The organism is Neobacillus sp. MER 74, from assembly GCF_023714155.1.
In genome coordinates, this window is the sequence record NZ_JAMAUV010000001.1 from 1 (window position 1) to 17568 (window position 17568).

The 17568-nt window shown below is 38.6% G+C and carries 18 protein-coding genes and 3 pseudogenes; 3 read left to right on the forward strand and 18 right to left on the reverse strand.

Annotated features, from left to right (window positions below):
- Window positions 1-337: IS110 family transposase (locus M3610_RS00005; RefSeq protein WP_251455815.1), on the reverse strand; the 337-nt coding region annotated here is incomplete at its 3' end.
- A gap of 291 nt (window positions 338-628) precedes the next feature.
- Window positions 629-799, reverse strand: coding sequence for a YuzK family famiily protein (locus M3610_RS28570; RefSeq protein WP_483870105.1), 171 nt, complete (start codon window positions 797-799; stop codon window positions 629-631).
- A 374-nt stretch (window positions 800-1173) separates the two neighbouring features.
- Between M3610_RS28570 and M3610_RS00010 the strand changes: the two genes are divergently transcribed.
- Complete coding sequence (locus tag M3610_RS00010) at window positions 1174-1749, forward strand: MerR family transcriptional regulator (protein WP_251455817.1); 576 nt, start codon at window positions 1174-1176, stop codon at window positions 1747-1749.
- 588 nt (window positions 1750-2337) lie between these two features.
- Here M3610_RS00010 and hxlR read toward each other — a convergent pair.
- Window positions 2338-2703 (reverse strand): transcriptional activator HxlR, encoded by a 366-nt coding sequence (gene hxlR, locus M3610_RS00015; protein WP_098575191.1) that lies wholly within the window; start codon window positions 2701-2703, stop codon window positions 2338-2340.
- Window positions 2704-2853: 150 nt separating this feature from the next.
- On the opposite strand from hxlR, the gene M3610_RS00020 reads away from it, so the two are divergent.
- Entirely contained in the window at window positions 2854-3843 is a 990-nt protein-coding gene (locus M3610_RS00020) for an NADPH:quinone oxidoreductase family protein (RefSeq protein WP_251455819.1), read from the forward strand.
- A 54-nt stretch (window positions 3844-3897) separates the two neighbouring features.
- Here the strand turns inward: M3610_RS00020 and M3610_RS00025 are convergent.
- From M3610_RS00025 to M3610_RS00035, 3 genes and pseudogenes are all read right to left on the reverse strand, one after another.
- Window positions 3898-4050, reverse strand: a pseudogene (locus M3610_RS00025) (ribose-5-phosphate isomerase A); the annotation flags it as partial.
- A gap of 11 nt (window positions 4051-4061) precedes the next feature.
- Window positions 4062-4265 carry a DUF3231 family protein gene (locus M3610_RS00030; protein WP_251455824.1) on the reverse strand — a complete coding sequence of 68 codons (204 nt, stop codon included), beginning with the start codon at window positions 4263-4265 and terminating at the stop codon, window positions 4062-4064.
- A 241-nt stretch (window positions 4266-4506) separates the two neighbouring features.
- Window positions 4507-4683, reverse strand: a pseudogene (locus M3610_RS00035) (phosphogluconate dehydrogenase (NAD(+)-dependent, decarboxylating)); the annotation flags it as partial.
- Window positions 4684-4728: 45 nt separating this feature from the next.
- On the opposite strand from M3610_RS00035, the gene ligD reads away from it, so the two are divergent.
- On the forward strand, window positions 4729-4929 hold the full coding sequence (gene ligD, locus M3610_RS28465; RefSeq protein WP_375376187.1) for a non-homologous end-joining DNA ligase LigD: 201 nt from the start codon (window positions 4729-4731) through the stop codon (window positions 4927-4929).
- A gap of 370 nt (window positions 4930-5299) precedes the next feature.
- On the opposite strand, the gene M3610_RS00040 is transcribed toward ligD, so the two are convergent.
- The 12 genes and pseudogenes from M3610_RS00040 to M3610_RS00095 all read right to left on the reverse strand — a co-directional run bounded on the left by M3610_RS00040 (window position 5300) and on the right by M3610_RS00095 (window position 17497).
- Window positions 5300-6709, reverse strand: coding sequence for an NAD-dependent succinate-semialdehyde dehydrogenase (locus M3610_RS00040; protein ID WP_251456709.1), 1410 nt, complete (start codon window positions 6707-6709; stop codon window positions 5300-5302).
- A 130-nt stretch (window positions 6710-6839) separates the two neighbouring features.
- Window positions 6840-7709, reverse strand: a complete 870-nt coding sequence (locus M3610_RS00045) for an alpha/beta fold hydrolase (RefSeq protein ID WP_251455826.1) — start codon at window positions 7707-7709, stop codon at window positions 6840-6842.
- A 15-nt stretch (window positions 7710-7724) separates the two neighbouring features.
- Window positions 7725-8117, reverse strand: coding sequence for a hypothetical protein (locus M3610_RS00050; RefSeq protein ID WP_251455828.1), 393 nt, complete (start codon window positions 8115-8117; stop codon window positions 7725-7727).
- A gap of 209 nt (window positions 8118-8326) precedes the next feature.
- The gene (locus tag M3610_RS00055; protein WP_251455830.1) at window positions 8327-10192 is read right to left on the reverse strand and encodes a sigma-54-dependent Fis family transcriptional regulator; all 1866 of its coding nucleotides are present in this window, start codon (window positions 10190-10192) and stop codon (window positions 8327-8329) included.
- A gap of 1419 nt (window positions 10193-11611) precedes the next feature.
- Window positions 11612-12511: an aldo/keto reductase gene (locus M3610_RS00060; RefSeq protein WP_251455832.1), complete on the reverse strand. Its 900-nt coding sequence runs from the start codon at window positions 12509-12511 to the stop codon at window positions 11612-11614.
- A 175-nt stretch (window positions 12512-12686) separates the two neighbouring features.
- Window positions 12687-13403 carry an SDR family oxidoreductase gene (locus M3610_RS00065; protein ID WP_251455834.1) on the reverse strand — a complete coding sequence of 239 codons (717 nt, stop codon included), beginning with the start codon at window positions 13401-13403 and terminating at the stop codon, window positions 12687-12689.
- A gap of 92 nt (window positions 13404-13495) precedes the next feature.
- A complete protein-coding gene (locus M3610_RS00070) occupies window positions 13496-14008 on the reverse strand; it encodes a type 1 glutamine amidotransferase domain-containing protein (RefSeq protein WP_251455836.1) in 513 nt (170 codons plus the stop codon).
- 145 nt (window positions 14009-14153) lie between these two features.
- Window positions 14154-14453, reverse strand: a pseudogene (locus tag M3610_RS00075) (iron-sulfur cluster assembly accessory protein).
- A 140-nt stretch (window positions 14454-14593) separates the two neighbouring features.
- Window positions 14594-15616, reverse strand: a complete 1023-nt coding sequence (locus tag M3610_RS00080) for an LLM class flavin-dependent oxidoreductase (protein ID WP_251455838.1) — start codon at window positions 15614-15616, stop codon at window positions 14594-14596.
- 37 nt (window positions 15617-15653) lie between these two features.
- Window positions 15654-16619, reverse strand: coding sequence for a TIGR03571 family LLM class oxidoreductase (locus M3610_RS00085; protein WP_251455840.1), 966 nt, complete (start codon window positions 16617-16619; stop codon window positions 15654-15656).
- Window positions 16620-16630: 11 nt separating this feature from the next.
- Window positions 16631-16972, reverse strand: a complete 342-nt coding sequence (locus M3610_RS00090) for an ArsR/SmtB family transcription factor (protein ID WP_396953628.1) — start codon at window positions 16970-16972, stop codon at window positions 16631-16633.
- A 240-nt stretch (window positions 16973-17212) separates the two neighbouring features.
- Entirely contained in the window at window positions 17213-17497 is a 285-nt protein-coding gene (locus M3610_RS00095; protein WP_098575183.1) for a putative quinol monooxygenase, read from the reverse strand.
- Between the last annotated feature and the right edge of the window lie 71 nt (window positions 17498-17568).

Genomic DNA, 17568 nt, shown 5'->3' on the forward strand with positions numbered 1-17568 from the left:
CTCCCGCTCGATATAATTGAGCGAGTCGAACGGAATCTCTACGATCCGTTTTAATACGCTCACCAGGTTTTTTAGGAATTAAAGATGGCGCTATAACCATACAGTGAATATTTAGAGTAAGGAATAATCTATACAATGCATATCCGGTAGGACCTGCTTCGTAACACACTCGTAAGTTCTCGCCGTTTCCTAACTTTTTCATTAATTTCTTAACTGCTTCTGGAGTATTCGAAATCATGCCCCAATATCTAGGCTCATCTCGACCTTCATCTGCAATCGCAACAGCTATTTTTTCTTTTGATACGTCTAAACCAACATATTTTATGGTATCCTTCATAATAACTAGCTCCTTCCGTAATGTAGCTCTGATTTGGTTATGTTTTTTCCAGTAAACATTCTAACCAAATTAATCTACGATGTTACGAGTAAGGAGCTAGTTTCGTTCATGATAACTCGTCGCTTTGCTCCTGCGGGGTCTCCCCTGCCCCGTACTCCCGCAGGAGTCTTCGTGCCTGGAACGAAGAGAAACAGAGTGTTAATATCAACATTAATCTTTAACACAGCCTATTATTTAAAAGTAAAAAAAGGGAAACCAGTGTGGTTTATTCACATTGGTTTCCCTTTTCATTCATACCTTTAAGCGATTATTATAATGAGTAAGTCTGTCTAAATCCGCAGTCATTCTACGACACCTAATATAGTCCTTTTTACGGCGTTTTTCGACTCTCATTCTCACTGTATGATTTCTACTGTAGTCTTCATAACCTACTCCATGGGCACTACGCATCGCTTTTTCCATTTCGCTCGTATAACTTAATTGTAAATGATTAATAACAAAATCATTCCTTTCAGTTTTTTTCACTTGGCGAATTGTTCTTTAATGTAGGTTTCATCTTATCATTGAATGCTGGGTCACACAAAGTCGAAAAAACGGTGTATTTTGCTGTATTAAGGAATGTCATCCAAACTCGATAATATATCTCAGACATTCTAACTTTTTTAGCCATATCCTTCCATATAGTGCTTAACCTATAATTCCCATTACTGATTATCAGTGACTGAGTTGACCATCAAATAAAGAAAACATCTATATAGTTCAGAAGATTGATTTTCTAACAAATAAAAGGAAATTCTCAATGAATTATAGAAATGTTAAATTGGAGGTGCAGTGTTATGACGATCATATATACACCTAGTGACGTACAGGAATTGCTTGGAATTGATGCAATTACATTACGGAAGTATGCTACCCACTTGGAAGGTCATGGGTATCTCGTTCAGCGTAATAGTAGAGGACATAGAACATATTTTGATAAGGATGTTCTCACCCTCCGCAAAATAATCGAATTCACTAAACAAGAGGGTATGACGATGGACCGTTCTGTCGAAGCAGTACTGGCATTGGCCTATGAAGAAAATAATCTGGTTACTGAAGAAAATAATTCGGTAACCTTTAAGGAAGAAGTGCCCATACAGACAATTAATGATGGCGATGCTGAGCAGAATACTAATACTAATGAGCTATTGAATCGTATAGAACATTTGGAGGAAATAAACGTAGAATTAATCAAACTTTTGAAGGAGAAGGCAGTACGGGAAGCTAAGCAAGAAGAGAAAATTAATCAAATATGGAAGTATGTAGACCGGATGGAGCACCAGGAGAAGGAACGCGGGCTAATGATTGATGAAGAAACAAGAAAGCAAATCGCAGCCGCAGAGCAAAAGAAATGGTGGCAGTGGTGGAAATGAGAAGAGCCGTGCTAAAGATAAGCATGGCTTCTTTTTACAAGCATATGTCAGCAATGAAAAATTTTTTCATCTCGGGCATTAGTCGCCTCCACTTGTTACCGGTGTTGTTGATTTCTGGTTTGCACTAGCCGGCTCCGGCATTTTGACCTTCCCACCTGGCTCATACACAGTCACTACACTTATAAAAATAACAACAATCCCCCAAATTAATCCTTTACTACCTAATACCTTTTTCCTTGATTCAAGAGCTAATGGTATGATGATAATACCGAACGGCTGATACTCTCATTTGCATACAATCCTTTGTAAAAATCATTTAATCCTATCAATAGCGAAATGAAAAATTTGAACACGCACTTCTTCATTACATAGTGAAAAAAACTATACTGTAAAATTTATTTAGTTTCCCCTACCTTATTTTATTAGGAAAAAATTATCTTTTCTTTTCCATACTAAAAAGAAGAATTACTATTATACTTTTTCTAAAGTGAACAAGGCACTACAAAATACTAAAAATAATTATTAAATTATCATGAAATTAGGTTGACCTCCCTTGGCCGGAGTCAACCTTAGATTACCAGTTAAAATTTATCTAATCGACTCTTGACTTACTAAAGGTTTCAACCCAGCTGTTTCCATATAATCTTTTCCCCAGTTATACATAGCATCGAGAATCGGCATCAAGCTTCTCCCTTGCTCAGTAAGGGAGTATTCTACTTTTGGAGGAACCACGGGATAGACTTCGCGTTTTACAATCAAGTCTTCTTCCAGTTCTCGCAATTGATTAACTAGCATTCTCTGTGTGATCCCTGGCATAAGAGCTTTCAGTTCACCAAATCGCTTCGTTCCCTCTTTGCCTAGATGCCATAATATAAGCATCTTCCATTTACCACCGATAACGGAAAGAGTTAATTCTTTTTCACAATTAAACATCTTATCCTGCATTCGTGACATTTCACTTCACCTCCATATTTATTATAACTCACAGTATACTTTTTTCACTATATAAAATAAAAGTATGTACTTGTAATATACTTCCATACATTATATATTAGCAGTGAATACAGAATTCTATTCTGCTGCTCAAGAAAGGAGTTAAAAAAAATGGAACAATTTAAAGCATTGATGATTGATAAAAATGAAAACGATTTTTCTGTTCAAGTCAAAAATATTACCTTAAATGAGTTACCTCAAGGTGATGTTTTAATCAAAGTTGTTTATTCTGCTATAAACTATAAAGATGGTTTAGCAAGTATTCCGAATGGGAAAATCATTACAACCTATCCCTTTATTCCAGGTATTGATTTAGCAGGGGTAGTCGTATCCTCTCAAGACCCACGTTTCCGTGAAGGGGACGAAGTCATTGCAACAAGCTATGAAATTGGTGTTTCCCATTATGGTGGTTATAGTGAATTTGCCCGAATTCCTGGTGATTGGATTGTCCAATTACCCAAAAATTTAACGTTGAAAGAATCAATGATTTTGGGGACAGCAGGTATTACTGCAGCCCTCTCCATTCAAAGGTTAGAAGATAACGGTTTAACACCAGAAAAAGGCAAAGTTCTTGTTACAGGAGCAACTGGCGGCGTAGGTAGTTTAGCTGTTTCCATGCTTTCAAAAAGAGGATACGAAGTAGTCGCTAGTACTGGTAAAAATTCTGAGCATACTTTTTTACATAAGATCGGTGCAAAAGAGATTATTTCTCGTGAAGATGTCTTTAACGGTAAAATCAAGCCCCTTGATAAACAAATATGGGCTGCGGCGGTTGATCCAGTAGGGGGGGAGACACTTGCATCCATCTTAAGTAAAATCCAATACAATGGTTCTGTTGCGGTCAGTGGTTTAACTGGTGGAGGAAGCATTCCTACCTCCGTGTTTCCGTTTATTTTACGTGGCATAAACCTTCTCGGTATTGATTCTGTTTATTGTCCAATGGATGTTCGGCAAGAACTATGGAATCGCATGACAACCGATTTAAAACCTTCTACTCTTTCTGAAATTATACAGAAAGAAATTACACTTAAAGAATTACCTCAAAACTTGCCTACTATTTTAAAAGGACAAGCAAGAGGTAGAATCATTGTAAAGATATAAAAAAAAATAAGAGAAGAGAGGGACTCAAATTCTCTCTCTTATGTTCTTACCTACTTAACATGACCACATTTTTACTTGATCTAAAGTGATCACCAAGTCAGTCATTCCAACAAACAACCCATTTTCAACGACTCCCGGTATCATGTTAAGCATTCGTTCTAACATTTCAGGCTGAACGTGCTCAGGAATTTGGCAGTCAAAAATATAGTTCCCATGATCTAATTCTTTGCCAAACTTTCGTGATCATTGGCAGAGGGAGGTTGTTCCATCCATCCCTTTTCTATTAATAGATTTATACTTATACCATCTTCAGCAATTAAGGCAACTTCGTTAATCATTCGTGCGTAATCTGCCATTAAGTCTCTTCTTTGTCCCATTGAATGGTTATTTCGGAAACTAGTGAGATCTCTCAATATGAGCACTTAAAATGTCTTCTATTGTAATTCCAAGTAATTTCTCCAGGAACCCTATTGTTCCTATTATATTTTCCTCCGTTTACCATACTGTGTATTTATCATTTTTGCATCCAATACATTCATGGACTTCACATCCTTCTCTACCATCATATTCATTATTTTCATTACCATTTCACAAATAATGAGCTATTTTTCTTCACCTATTTTTATTGACTCTTTTTCTATTAAATGTGACAGATGTAATTTGTTAATTTTTTTCAACAACATGTCCACCAAATTCGGTACTTAATGCAGCTACCACTTTACCTGTAAAAGTATCGCTGTCTAATGAACGGTAACGCATCAAAAGAGACATTGCGATAACAGGAGTGGCTGCTTGTAAATCTAAAGCTGTTTCAACTGTCCATTTCCCTTCACCAGAAGACATGATAGCAATCAGGCAGAAGGAACTTCTTGAATCACTCAGTTAATGTCGGTACCAAGAACATCAGGTTCTTCAGGAAAGCAAATATTTATACCTATTCAGCCAGAGCATACATTCGAACAAACAAGAAAAATAAATACCTTTGTTGCACATTATTTTGCAGAGCAAATGCCGCAAAAGGTAACTCTTGAACGAGTCGTTTCCAAAAGGGGGAACAAGCTTTATTTTGATTACATGCAGCTATAGAGTGGACGGACGATGCCGGTGGGGTTACTCGGCTAGAGCCAACTCGGAAGCAAATGGGGCCAAACGCTTACCTGGTCAGAGGTAGAAGCGGGTATTAAGCCTACGGATTTTACCATTTTAAATACGAAGACAAGGATTCAAGAAAAGGGGGATTTGTTTAAGCCAGTACCAACAGAAAAACACAATCAGTCTCTAAAAATGATATTCTTAGATTTATTGAAAAAAACAAACTTTAGCTGGTCAAAAACAGTGTTAAGTCATAAAAGAGACCCCCAACCAAATCGGTTGAGAGCCTTTAAAACTCCACAATTAACGTTTTGAGAACTAAGGCGCACAGCGGGCACATTTAAGATCATTTTTTTCGCTCAGATTATATGCCTATTGAAATGTATTTTACTTCCAAAAATTCCTCAATACCGTAATGGCCGCCTTCACGTCCTAAGCCGCTTTCTTTTAATCCACCAAATGGTGCCTGTGAAACAGATGGAATACTGTCATTCACACCAACGATTCCAAATTCCAAGCCCTCACTTACACGAATCGAACATCCAAGATTTTCAGTATATACATATGCAGCTAATCCATAAGGAGAGTTATTTGCACGCTCAATCACTTCTTCTTCCGTTTTAAAGGTCGTAATCGGTGCAAGCGGTCCAAATGTTTCTTCTTTCATACAATCCATTTCATCTGTTACCCCACTTAACAACGTTGGTTCAAAATAATAGCCGTTCTTTGCAACAAGCTGATTGCCCCCTACTAATACTTCAGCGCCTTTATCGACTGCATCAGAGATATGGCTTTTCACTTTTTCTATTGCATTGTAGTTAATGAGCGGACCGATGTCAGTACCTTCTTCAAAGCCGCTACCGACTTTTAATAACGCAGCTGCTGCAGCGAACTCTTGTATAAATGATGCAGCGATGCCTTCTTGCACATAAATACGATTTGTACATATACATGTTTGACCTGCATTTCGGAATTTTGATTGAATAACGCCCTCGACCGCTTTTTTGATATTGGCATCAGACATAACAATGAACGGAGCATGACCGCCCAATTCAAGCGAAACCTTTTTCACGGTATCTGCTGCACGCCTCATCAAATATTTCCCCACTTCCGTAGATCCGGTAAAGGTAATCTTCTTTACACGTGGATCATCTAGCCAAACATTTCCGATTTCTTTCGGATCTCCTGTAACCACATTGATAACCCCTTTGGGGATACCTGCTTCGTGTGCGAAGTTCGCTAATAGCAAAGCGGTTAACGGAGTAGATTCTGCTGGTTTAACAACAACCGTACAACCAGCCGCTAATGCCGGGGCTACTTTTCTTGTAATCATAGCCGCAGGAAAGTTCCAAGGCGTAATCGCTGCGACAACGCCAACTGGCTGTTTTTGAATAAGCAGGCGTTTATGTGAATGAGAAGCTGGAATCGTTTCCCCATATACACGCTTAGCTTCCTCAGCATACCATGATAAAAAACTATTGGCATACTGCACTTCACTTAGTGCTTCTTTTAATGGTTTTCCTTGTTCCATCGTCATCGTTTTAGCAATTTCTTCTTGATTTTGCTCGATGAGAGTAAACCAATTTTTTAAGTATTCACTGCGTTCATATGCTGTTGTTTTCGACCACGTAGAAAATGCTGCATGTGCCGCATTTACTGCAATTTTTGCTTCGTCACTCCCACCATTTGGAACTGACGCAATGATTTCTTTTGTGGCGGGATTTTCCACTTCTAATACGTTACGGGTGTTAAACCACTCGCCGTTTATGTACATGTTGTAATGTTTCATCCTTCTTTCGTCTCCTTTTTACTTAAATACTTGTCATCTGTTATAAAAGGATAAAAAATAACAGAAGAGACGACTTAGCGCCTCCCCTGTATGATATCAAACAAAACTTGACGGTCTATTTTATTACTAATGCTTTTTCTTTCATTAAGATATCTTGAAGAACTTCTTCTAAGTATTTAACAAATACCTCATAATTTTCACTCATTGGAAAATGCCCGATTCCCTTCATTTCCACAAATTTTGCTCCAGAGATTTGATCGGCAGTACGTTTTGAATCCGCAGGAGTAGATAGGTAATCATATTCACCTGTCATTAAATATACAGGGCATTTTTCAGCATCGATTAGGTGTAGTTTTCCACGAAGGTCATGATCAACACTATAGAAATAAAGATCCCCCTTAAAAACACCTGGTGCTCCTTGGCTATAATACCACCATGTTAGACGACGATCTTTTTCAGGGCTTTGTGGCGCCATAAGACCCCAGGTCCCAGATGCACAAACCTCTCCGCCATGCGTATGAGGATGGTTCCACCAATCCACGAAATAGCCTGGAGTATAATCGGCTCCTTCGACAGGAATGGTTGCTCTAAAGTAATCCGGGTATTCAAGAGCGAGTTGCAGGGCTACATTTCCACCAAACGAACTTCCCATGAATACAGGATTTTCAAGTTCAAGCTCCTCACAAAAACTTCTAACAAATTGAAGAAACCACTGGGTAGTAAGTTTATATTCTTCCTTCCACCACTCAACAGCATGTGGAGGATCTGATTTTCCATGACGTGGTAAATCATAAGCAATAACCCTGAAATTTTTGGTTATGTTTCCATCCTCTAAAAGTCCGCGCCACTGGCGGTTATCAGAACCTGCCGTATGTTGACAAACAAGAGGGATACCTCGGCCATTTTCCTCAAAGTAAACCTTGTATTCAACATCTTGTACATTTACGTAAACATAACGACCTTTAACCGTAGATAATTTACTCATTTTTCATCCTCCTTTTTATGCTACTGTAAGTTGAACTTCTCTTGTTACATCTAGAAGGCGAGTCATTGCCCGTAGGTTTGCCATTAACTCCTTGATATCGCCATCTATCTGTAAGTTACCTTGGAACATGGCAGCGAATAATTCGTGATACATTGGAGGTGGAGTCGGCTGAGTAAACTTCACCCAAGCGTCTTCTGTTCCACGGATTGCAAATTTCCAAGGTTCGAGTGGAGTTGGATTTGAAATAATATTCTTAATTTTTCCTTCTAAAACTTCAATCACGTAACTCTTTGGGCCAATCTGCCAAAGGAATTTTGTAGTGAAGTACTTTCCAATAACATTAAGTTCCTGGTCATTGTTTACCGTTTTCTGGAACTGACCCATCCATTCTTTTGTTCCAACATGCATATTGCTTGTCCCCCTTATGAAATTGTTAGCCTTATAAGCGGCTACACTATTTATTAATGCAATTACCATGCCAATTAATTATAGTATTCAAAATAGAGGGAAAAAGCAGATTAGAACAGTCCTGTTCATTTTTTAATACAAGATTCCGCCTTCATATCGTGTATATTTGACCGGTCTATGTTCGGACGAGTGAACAGTATATATACCATTTATTCGATACTATATTTTTGGATTTTCCGATACAAAGCACTGCGAGATATACCCATTTCCTTTGCAGCCTCAGTACGATTGCCATTCGTTTTGTGGAGAATGTATGTGATATATTCACGCTCACTAGTTTTTTCAGCTGATTGGTCTGCTCTTAAAAACTCATGTGCATGAAATGAATCGAACGTATCTTCATCGTGTAGATAAACAATTCGTTCAATTACATTTCTGAGTTCCCTTAAATTCCCCGGCCATGTATGTTGTTGAAATAAACTAATTGCTTTTGCAGTGAGGGAGATTTTTTTTCGTTGCGCTTTTTCGCAAGCTTTGAACAACATGGTATTAAAAATACTTTCTAAATCTTCGATTCGTTCTCTTAAAGAAGGGATCTTTATATTAAACACGTTTAAGCGATAGTAAAGATCTTCTCGGAATTCCCCTTTTTCAACTAGTTCTTTCATATTTTTATTTGTAGCAGCTAAAAAACGTACATTAACTGGAATTGGTGTAGTACTGCCAACCCTTATGACTTGTTTCTCTTCCAAAGTTCTAAGAAGAGTAGCTTGTAAATCTAATGGCAAATCTGCTATTTCATCTAAGAATATTGTGCCTTTGTTAGACGCTTCAATTTTCCCTTGATTCCCTTTGAGTTTAGCACCTGTAAAGGCCCCGCCTTCATAACCAAATAACTCTGTACTAATTAGTTCTCGCGGCAATGCTGCACAATTAATTGCGGTATAAGGATAGTCCCTTCTTTTGCTTTGATTGTGAATAAAACGAGCCATATAATCTTTCCCTACTCCACTTTCCCCTTGTATAAGAATGCTTGCATCACTTTTTGAAACCTTTACAGCCATTTGTATGGTCTTCTCAAAAGCTTCATTTTTAGTATTAAAGGCAAAATAATCGGGGTTTACTATAGTATTGGGTAAAGTTAACTTTGTTTTGGGATGTATAAATATGACGGTAGCTAACTGTTTGTCTTTACTCAATATTACTTCTGAATCGATAGCAAATTTCTTCCCATCCACTTCAATTTCATTCAATACCGAACCATTATCAAAATTACTAAATATTTTCTTTTCTTTTGATTTCAAATCAAATTTGTTTTTTTCAAACAACATTAAAAAGTCTTGAGCCGGCTTATTTTTGAATAACTCAATACCATTTTTATCAAACGAAATAATACCTGTTTTTTCGTTCAACTTATTAACGTAGTCGGTTAATACACTTGATAAAACCTGTTCTTTGATTTTTGTTTTATTAAACTGGTATCTTTCCGTAACGGCACGAGCACCGGCACCTGCCAGTGTATATAACTCTTTCAAATCATTTTTGGGACCTATGCGGCAAACGTCAAATGTTCCTATATAAACTCCATCAACAAAAATAGGACATGCAGAACAATCCCAGCCCCGAAGAGCTAAACAGTAATGCTCATTCCCTGAAGTAGCCATAGCAGTCCGTGTTCTAAGCGCAATTGATAATCCTGTAGAACCAACATTTTCTTCTGTCCATCGTGCCCCAGGACATATTCCGGACCGGTCAGCTAATTTTTGTGATTTATGATCGGCCATCACTTCTAATAAATATCCATCTGCATCCGCAAGCAAAAGAAGGTATCCTCCCCCTTTTAAACGTTTACAAAATTCCTCCATAACTGGTACTGCGGCGTTAATCAGGTCGAAATTTTTTTGTTGTCTGCTTACAAAATCACTTTGTTTAAGATGTGAAAAAATTTCTTCCTTTTCATAGGAAACGCCCAATTGCTTACACCTATTCCACGAATCTAAAATTTCTTCTCTTACGTTGATATTAGTAGTTCCCTCAAGAACAAACTGTGTCCAATTCTCATCTGCCATTGTCATATATATTCCTCTCCGCAAAACTGAATTTTTTATATCCTGTTACAGTCAATGTATATATTTACCAGATCCAATAGCCTTGATAAGGTTCAAAAAAAAAGTTTCTTGTTTTGATGTGAACCGAATATTAACGAATATGGATAAAGCCCTTTTCTAGTATCGGGAAGGGTTTTTTTTACATTTTAAAGATCTCTCATTAAAGCTTTCTATAAATTTTCATCATAAAAATGCCATTTTATCAGCTATTTCATCCAGAACCATTCCGCTTTAAGATAAAGGCATAATCAAGTTTATTCTTTGATGTTGAAGGACGACCCTCGAGTCTTCCTTTCATCATACCAAAATTAATAGAATCCACTTCCTTTGAACAAATCGTATCAAAAAGGATTTTTAAAGTAAATTTTACAGTATTAATTGTTAGATTATTTTGTCTATATTGTCACACCATACATCAAGTGGTCTAGGGATTTCCCAAATAAACAAGACCCCCAACCAAATGGGTTAAGAGCCTTTGAAACCTAAAACCTATAACAGTAAGTAATAATTAGGAAAATTCTCCCCCTCTTGAAAGTAGTTGCAGTTAATAGAGGAGATTGGAGTAGATTTATGATATTTATTCTCAAAGCACACTCGATTAGCAACATTATATTTTCGAGGGATTACCTGAGTTCTTATATTAAGTCTTCTAAGGATCTCCTTAGTGTCCTTGGATACATATTTCTTATTTCTTGGTTTTCCATCCCGTCTTTTTAAGGTGGAATCTTAAACAATTGGAATTTTTGGATTGAAGCATCAGAATACGCTACAAACATTCCATCCCACCTAAATATGATTTAATACTAGCTTAATTGTACTAAACCAGAAGTTTACTGGAACACGATTGAAGAAACTAGAAAAACGAAGAAATATCAAGGAAATCTCATTAAATAATTGGATTTGCGGGTAAATTCACTTTTTTAAAGATTAAAGAGAACAGTCATTTGACTGCTCTCTTTCACTTTCCTAAATATATTTCAAGGAAGATTCAACCTCTGGGAAGGTCAACTATAATGAAGCTTAAATCATTTCATTCAAAACTCGTTTTTAAAAAGCAAACGATGATTACGATAGGGATTCCTAGACCGCCTATAGGTGGGTCTTGCCTTTTCCCCCTCTTGAGCCACTTTCTTTGTGTAGTAGGCAATGTGCTTCATTTGCTTATTCATTCTCATTGCTTCTTAAAAAGTAATAGAAGTAAGCTAATCACACCATTCCGCTACTTAGTGAAGGGAGGGCTCATAGTTAAAAAGCAATTGGCTCCATGTGCTCGCTTTCCGCGGGCGAGCCGGGAGCCTCCTCAGCGCTGCATCTGGAGTAAATCTTCCCAATACCTCTGTTGATATACACATTCAATCCCTTCTCTCTTGTCTATCCTCAAAATTTCTATAAAATGTCCAAAGGCATTTTTCTAGTCGGTTGCGGAAATACTTCATCAAGTCTATTTAAATCCTCTTTTGTTAATTCAATAATAGCAGCTTCCGCATTTGCTAGTACATGTTCTTCTTGAACAGCTTTTGGAATAGCCAGACAATTGTTAGAACGGATTGTCCAAGCGAGAGCGATTTGTAAGGGTTGTACAGTGTATTTTTCTGCAATCTCTAAAATGGTTGGATCCGTTAACAGTTGTCTTCTTAAAGAACCTCCTTGAGCTAGCGGGCTATATGCCATAATAGGCATGTGATGTTCTCGCTGCCATGGTAAGAGATCATACTCTATACCCCTTGAACCAAGATGATATAATACTTGATTAATCATACAATTTTTTCCGTTAGTGGTGTTCCATAACTCTTTCATATCATCGGAATCAAAATTGGAGACTCCCCACCTTACTATTTTTCCTTCCTTGCGTAGCTTTTCCATTCCTTCAATGGTTTCTGCTAATGGCACACGTCCTCGCCAGTGTAAAAGGTACAAATCAAGAAGTTCGGTTCCCAGCCTTTTTAGACTGTTTTCACACGCTTTGGCAATCATATCTAATCCTGCATGATGAGGATACACCTTTGATACTAAAAAGACGTCATCTCTTCGTCCTTTAATTGCTTCACCTACTAAGCGTTCAGAATCGCCATCACCATACATTTCCGCCGTATCTATTAGTTTCATGCCTAATTCTATTCCGAGTTGTAAAGCTTTGATTTCCCTTTCTCTCATTTGAGGATTTTCTCCCATGTACCAAGTTCCTTGTCCTATTCTTGGCATAGAAGTTCCATCAGGCAATGTAACTACACGACTTTCAAGGGAATTTTTTATTTTTGTTAATTTATTTTCGTCCTGTACACTCATTAAAAATCAACACTTCCTTTTGTATCTTTTTCATGTACCTAATAACAAAAAAGGCGGCAATACTCTTTTGCAGTATTGCCGCCAGTAAATTACTTAATTCTTAACTTATTTCTATTTTAGTTAGAACCGCTGCTTGGCAGGGTGATAAGCTTCAATTCAACATCCATTTAGGCCATTATACTAAGTGGGCTCCACCATCAATAAGAACAGCCGTACCAGTAGTAAAACCATTTTTAGCAAGGTATACATAGGTTTCAGCTATGTCTTCCGGCTTTGCAATCCGTCCAACAGGGAGCTGTTGTGCAATGCCGTTGAACAGTGCTTGCCTCTGATCATCTGGCATTCCTGCATAGATTGGAGTGTCTACAATTCCAGGTGAAACCACGTTTACCCTAATAGGGGCTAGGTCTACGGAAAGTCCTCGAACCAATCCTTCAATGGCTGAATTGATTGCCGCTAACGTAGTAGCGCCTTGAGGAGGACGAACGCCATATACACCAGAGGTTAAGGTGATTGAGCTCTCATTGTTTAAATATGGAAGTGCTGAGCGGACGGTAATATATTGCCCCCAGAACTTACTATCAAACGCCTCTTTAGCACTTGCCACAGGCAATTCGCTAAAGTGCCCCATTGCGCCTTCTCCTGCTGTTACCACAAGGTGGTCAAATTTTCCAACCTTGCTGAAAAATTCTGCTACTTTTTCTTCGCTTCGAAAATCGATTTCATTTCCTTCTACATTGCCACCAAGAACTTGTTTTGCTTCATTTAATTTGGAAACAGAACGGCTGGCAATGATCACTTGAGCTGATTGATCGAGAAACGCTTTGGCAGTTGCTAAACCAATACCAGAAGTACCCCCTAAAACAACTACTCGTTTACCATTTAATGACATAGTAAAACCCCTTTCTTATTAAAACCTTTTTTGTATTGAAATTTATTGTGAAATATTAATTTCTAAAACGATACTATTGAGTACTTACGCTATTATTCAGCTAATAATTTTAAGGATTCACGATTAAAGGCAGGAATGTCATCCGGAAAACGGCTTGTTACAATATTATTGCTTACCACAACTTCTTCATCTTTGTAGTTAGCACCTGCATTTTTGAGATCATTCCTTATTGATTTGAAACCTGTTATGTCGACGCCTTTTAATAGGTCTGTATCAATTAATACTTGTGGGCCATGGCAAATGGCAAAAACAGGTTTACCATCTTGTATAAATGCTTTTGCAAATTCACCAAAACGGTCGTCTTCACGTAATAAATCGGGAGAGAAGCCGCCAGGGATGAGTAAAGCATCAAAGTCTTGAGGATTAACTTCCCCAATTCCTTTATCTATTTTTACTACTTCACCTTTTTTACCAGTAATATCTTTTCCAGCCTGTATGTCGATTGTGATCACTTGATGACCAGCATCTTTAAATGCTTGTGCTGGTTCTGTGAATTCTACATCTTCAAATAAGTCTGTTATTAGTGTAGCGATTTTTTTGCTCATTATGATGAGCCCCCTTATAATTGTAAAAGCATCGTTGGTATTATTCTCATTTAACACAATAAATACAGTAATCTACTGTGTTTATTATATGATACTGCTAGATATATGAAGGTATAAAAACATTTAGTATCGCTCTGTCACGTGTTTAATGATGGTGATGCCCTTTGGAAGAATTCGTGATGTCAAATCCTGCTTGCGGCACATAGAAATACTTGATTTAAACCCCATCTAAAAACGGTTCCCTTTTATCAAGTAAAACATCAATGCCTTTGTTTGTTTTCAAAATTTCATCATGGTCCGTGGGCGTATCAAGTTTTACTTCATAATGGGCATGGTCCCCATGGTCCAATGTAACGTAGACACGAACCATTTTCCCTTCAGCCTCTTCACTTTCCAACATTTGTTTCAGCACTTTAGCAGCATTTCGGTTAATTTTGCAGTTCATATCATTGTCTCCTATTCTAACAACTTTTATCTTTTTAATTAAGGAATCCTGTAAACAACCTCATAACCTGATTTCACGGTTTCATCCATATTCAATTCCCTAGAAAAATCAAAAAGGTTTCCTTGCTGATGTCCTCCTTTTTACCTTTCGCTTTTTGTAATTTCTGCCAGAAGCTCGTATGAATGCAGGCGAGCTTTGTGGTCGTAAACTTGGGCAATGGCCATGATTTCATCTGCCTGGCTCTCCTCCAAAAATGTATGCAGCTTGTCCTTTACCGTCTGCTGACTGCCAACAATCGATGAGCCTAATTGCTGCTCGAGAGCCTTTAATTGGTAGCTGCTGGCCACTTCGGATATGTCATCTACCGGTGGTTGAAGCGGTGTAAGGTTGCCACTCATCAGATTCAAAAATTGCTGCTGTATTGTTGTAAAAAGGCGCTTTGCCTCTTTATCCGTTTCTGCTGTAATGATATTCAATGCCACCATCGCATACGGCTTATCGAGAACATTCGAAGGCTTAAACGCCTTGCGATAGATCTGTAGAGCACCCAGAGTGTTAAGTGGCGAGAAATGGGCGGCAAACGCGAATGGCAAACCCAGTTCTCCGGCCAGCTGCGCACTGAAGCCGCTTGAACCCAGCAGCCAGACTGGAATATTCAAACCTTCACCTGGAATCGCTTTTATAGGGTTCCCTTGTGCCAGTGATGGATCAAAGTAACCGCGGAGTTCCGCTAATTGCTCAGGAAAGTCATCTCCGGTACTTCCCAAGTCGCGTCTCAATGCACGAGCGGTCCCCTGATCTGTACCGGGTGCCCGCCCCAGACCAAGGTCAATTCGCCCAGGATATAATGATTCAAGAGTGCCAAACTGCTCAGCGATGACGAGCGGTGCGTGATTCGGCAGCATGATTCCTCCTGAACCAATCCTGATTTTTGATGTACCTGCTGCCACATGGGACATCACCACAGAAGTGGCGGAACTGGCGATAAACGGCATATTATGATGTTCTGCGAGCCAAAAACGGTTGTAACCAAGTTTTTCAGCAAGCTGTGCGAGTTCCAATGTATGGCGGAAAGAGTCAGCAGGAGTACTTCCGGCTGTTATCGGTGAAAGATCAAGCACCGAGAATGGAATTTCGTTTAGTTTATTTGCATGTTTAGACATAAGTTCATCTTCTTCCCTATCTAATTTTTTTAAAAAACTAATCTAATACTGGAATTTTATGCGTCGGAAAGTAAGGCAACACAAACTCTCCAAGCTCCTGGATGACTTCCTCGGGAGGGCGCTTTGAAAAATACAATACAAATGCCAGGTGATTGACACCAATGGATTGAAATTGATATAGAATTTCTAATAACTGTTTGCGCCCTACACGAAATCCTAACGGAATCGGAACAGGAAACGAATCGATATTTTCCGATAAATCGATAAATAAAGTCTGAGTGAAAGGTTTAAACACTCCTGGAGCGTGAATTTCCGACAACTCGCGATATTCGTTAATCAATTGAGTTTGTTGTGGGAAAATCCTCGGGTACTGGATCCAGCCGTCCCCATTCTGGGCGATCCATTCAATCGATTGATTGCTGAATCCTGTCACCATGGTCGGAATCGAAGAAAAAGGTTTGGGGATCATTCTCATATCCGTTCCATCGATGATGCCTAAATCGCTGTTGATTGTCGGATTGTCCTCCTTTAACAGCCGTTCAAGGAATGCATAATTCTTTTTAAACAGCCCTCCACTTTCCAGCTTGGATATTCCCAAAGCTGTGAAATCTTTATCCCGGTCTCCTGAAGCCACTCCCATGATCAGGCGTTCAGGAAACAACCGGTCAATAGATGATGCTTCCTTTGCCACTCGGACAGGATGGCGCAGCGGGAGGACCACACTCGCCGTCCCAAGTGCAATATCCTTGGTATGGGCCGCAAGATAGGTCAAATAAATCCATACATCATACATTTGACCATTATCATCAATATTCAAATTCTGAATCGTAACGTCCCGAAGCCACAATGCCGCGAAACCATGGTCTTCAATTTTGCGGGCAAGCGACAGCTGATTTTCCATAATCGGATATTTGGACATCCTTGCCGTCGGAATCGCGAAACCAAGCGTCATTTTATCCTGTTGGTACAACCTGTTAAATGCTCGATGCTGTAATAAACTCACTTCAATTCTCCTTATATTTTTGTACCAATGTATTTTTCGAACTTTTTAATCGTCTCATCATTACGGCGATAATACGTCCATTGTCCGATTCGCTTCATTTCAACCAGTCTGCTTTGCAGCAGAATCGATAAATACTGTGAAGTAGTGGATTGCGAAATCCCGGCCTTGCTTCGGATATCCCCTACGCAAACCCCGCCTTCAAATCCTTCATCAGCAATAATATGGGCTTGCGGTGAAAAATGACTGTCGGGATCTTTTAACATTTGAAGAATGCTCACCCTCGTCTGGTTCGACAATGCCTTAAAAATTTCAACGGCTTGTTCATCATTTAAGCGTTCCAATTCCTGCTTCAATGTCATTTGCCTCTTTCTATATCGATTATCACTATCCCAATGGAAGCTGGATAGATGATCTGAAAGTATAACGCCAAATCGGTAATTCGCGATATTAATATATTAGCCATCTGGTCCGTCCAAATCAAAAGATTTGTTTCGAAGGAGATACGGCGAAAAACTCCCATCTTAAAAAAGACGACTAAAAAACCTGCATATAACAGGTTTTTCCGACGGTTCCGCCACTCCATCTTTGTAAACTTATTCCATTATCTTTAGCTTATACACTTCTCTAGTTGATACAAGGTCTGCAATATTGTTCCTGTATTCCTGATAATGAGCCGACTGAATATGGTGTTCCAGCGCTTCCTCATCCTTCCACACTTCATATAAAACAAAAGTTTGGTCTTCAGATTGGTGCAAGTCATACTTTATACAACCCGCCTCTTCCCTTGATGCAGCTTGGACCTTTTTGAGTTCTGATAATAGTTGCCCCTGCAGGCCTTCTTTTGGTTTTAATACAGCAGTAATTACAATATGCTCCATTTTCATCCCCCTTAATAATGAATAGTTTGTCCGTGTTACGATATTTATAAAGTTTTACTAGGTCGTCTTTT

Excerpts from the sequence above, each read along its gene's own strand:
- M3610_RS00020 (WP_251455819.1), top strand. The coding sequence starts at position 2,854 with ATGGAACAATTTAAAGCATTGATGATTGATAAAAATGAAAACGATTTT.
- hxlR (WP_098575191.1), bottom strand. The coding sequence starts at position 2,703 with ATGTCACGAATGCAGGATAAGATGTTTAATTGTGAAAAAGAATTAACT.
- ligD (WP_375376187.1), top strand. The coding sequence starts at position 4,729 with ATGTCGGTACCAAGAACATCAGGTTCTTCAGGAAAGCAAATATTTATA.
- M3610_RS00095 (WP_098575183.1), bottom strand. The coding sequence starts at position 17,497 with ATGGAGCATATTGTAATTACTGCTGTATTAAAACCAAAAGAAGGCCTG.
- M3610_RS00045 (WP_251455826.1), bottom strand. The coding sequence starts at position 7,709 with ATGAGTAAATTATCTACGGTTAAAGGTCGTTATGTTTACGTAAATGTA.
- M3610_RS00065 (WP_251455834.1), bottom strand. The coding sequence starts at position 13,403 with ATGTCATTAAATGGTAAACGAGTAGTTGTTTTAGGGGGTACTTCTGGT.
- M3610_RS00060 (WP_251455832.1), bottom strand. The coding sequence starts at position 12,511 with ATGAGTGTACAGGACGAAAATAAATTAACAAAAATAAAAAATTCCCTT.
- M3610_RS00055 (WP_251455830.1), bottom strand. The coding sequence starts at position 10,192 with ATGACAATGGCAGATGAGAATTGGACACAGTTTGTTCTTGAGGGAACT.
- M3610_RS00040 (WP_251456709.1), bottom strand. The coding sequence starts at position 6,709 with ATGTACATAAACGGCGAGTGGTTTAACACCCGTAACGTATTAGAAGTG.
- M3610_RS00070 (WP_251455836.1), bottom strand. The coding sequence starts at position 14,008 with ATGAGCAAAAAAATCGCTACACTAATAACAGACTTATTTGAAGATGTA.
- M3610_RS00050 (WP_251455828.1), bottom strand. The coding sequence starts at position 8,117 with ATGCATGTTGGAACAAAAGAATGGATGGGTCAGTTCCAGAAAACGGTA.
- M3610_RS28570 (WP_483870105.1), bottom strand. The coding sequence starts at position 799 with ATGGAAAAAGCGATGCGTAGTGCCCATGGAGTAGGTTATGAAGACTAC.
- M3610_RS00080 (WP_251455838.1), bottom strand. The coding sequence starts at position 15,616 with ATGTCTAAACATGCAAATAAACTAAACGAAATTCCATTCTCGGTGCTT.
- M3610_RS00010 (WP_251455817.1), top strand. The coding sequence starts at position 1,174 with ATGACGATCATATATACACCTAGTGACGTACAGGAATTGCTTGGAATT.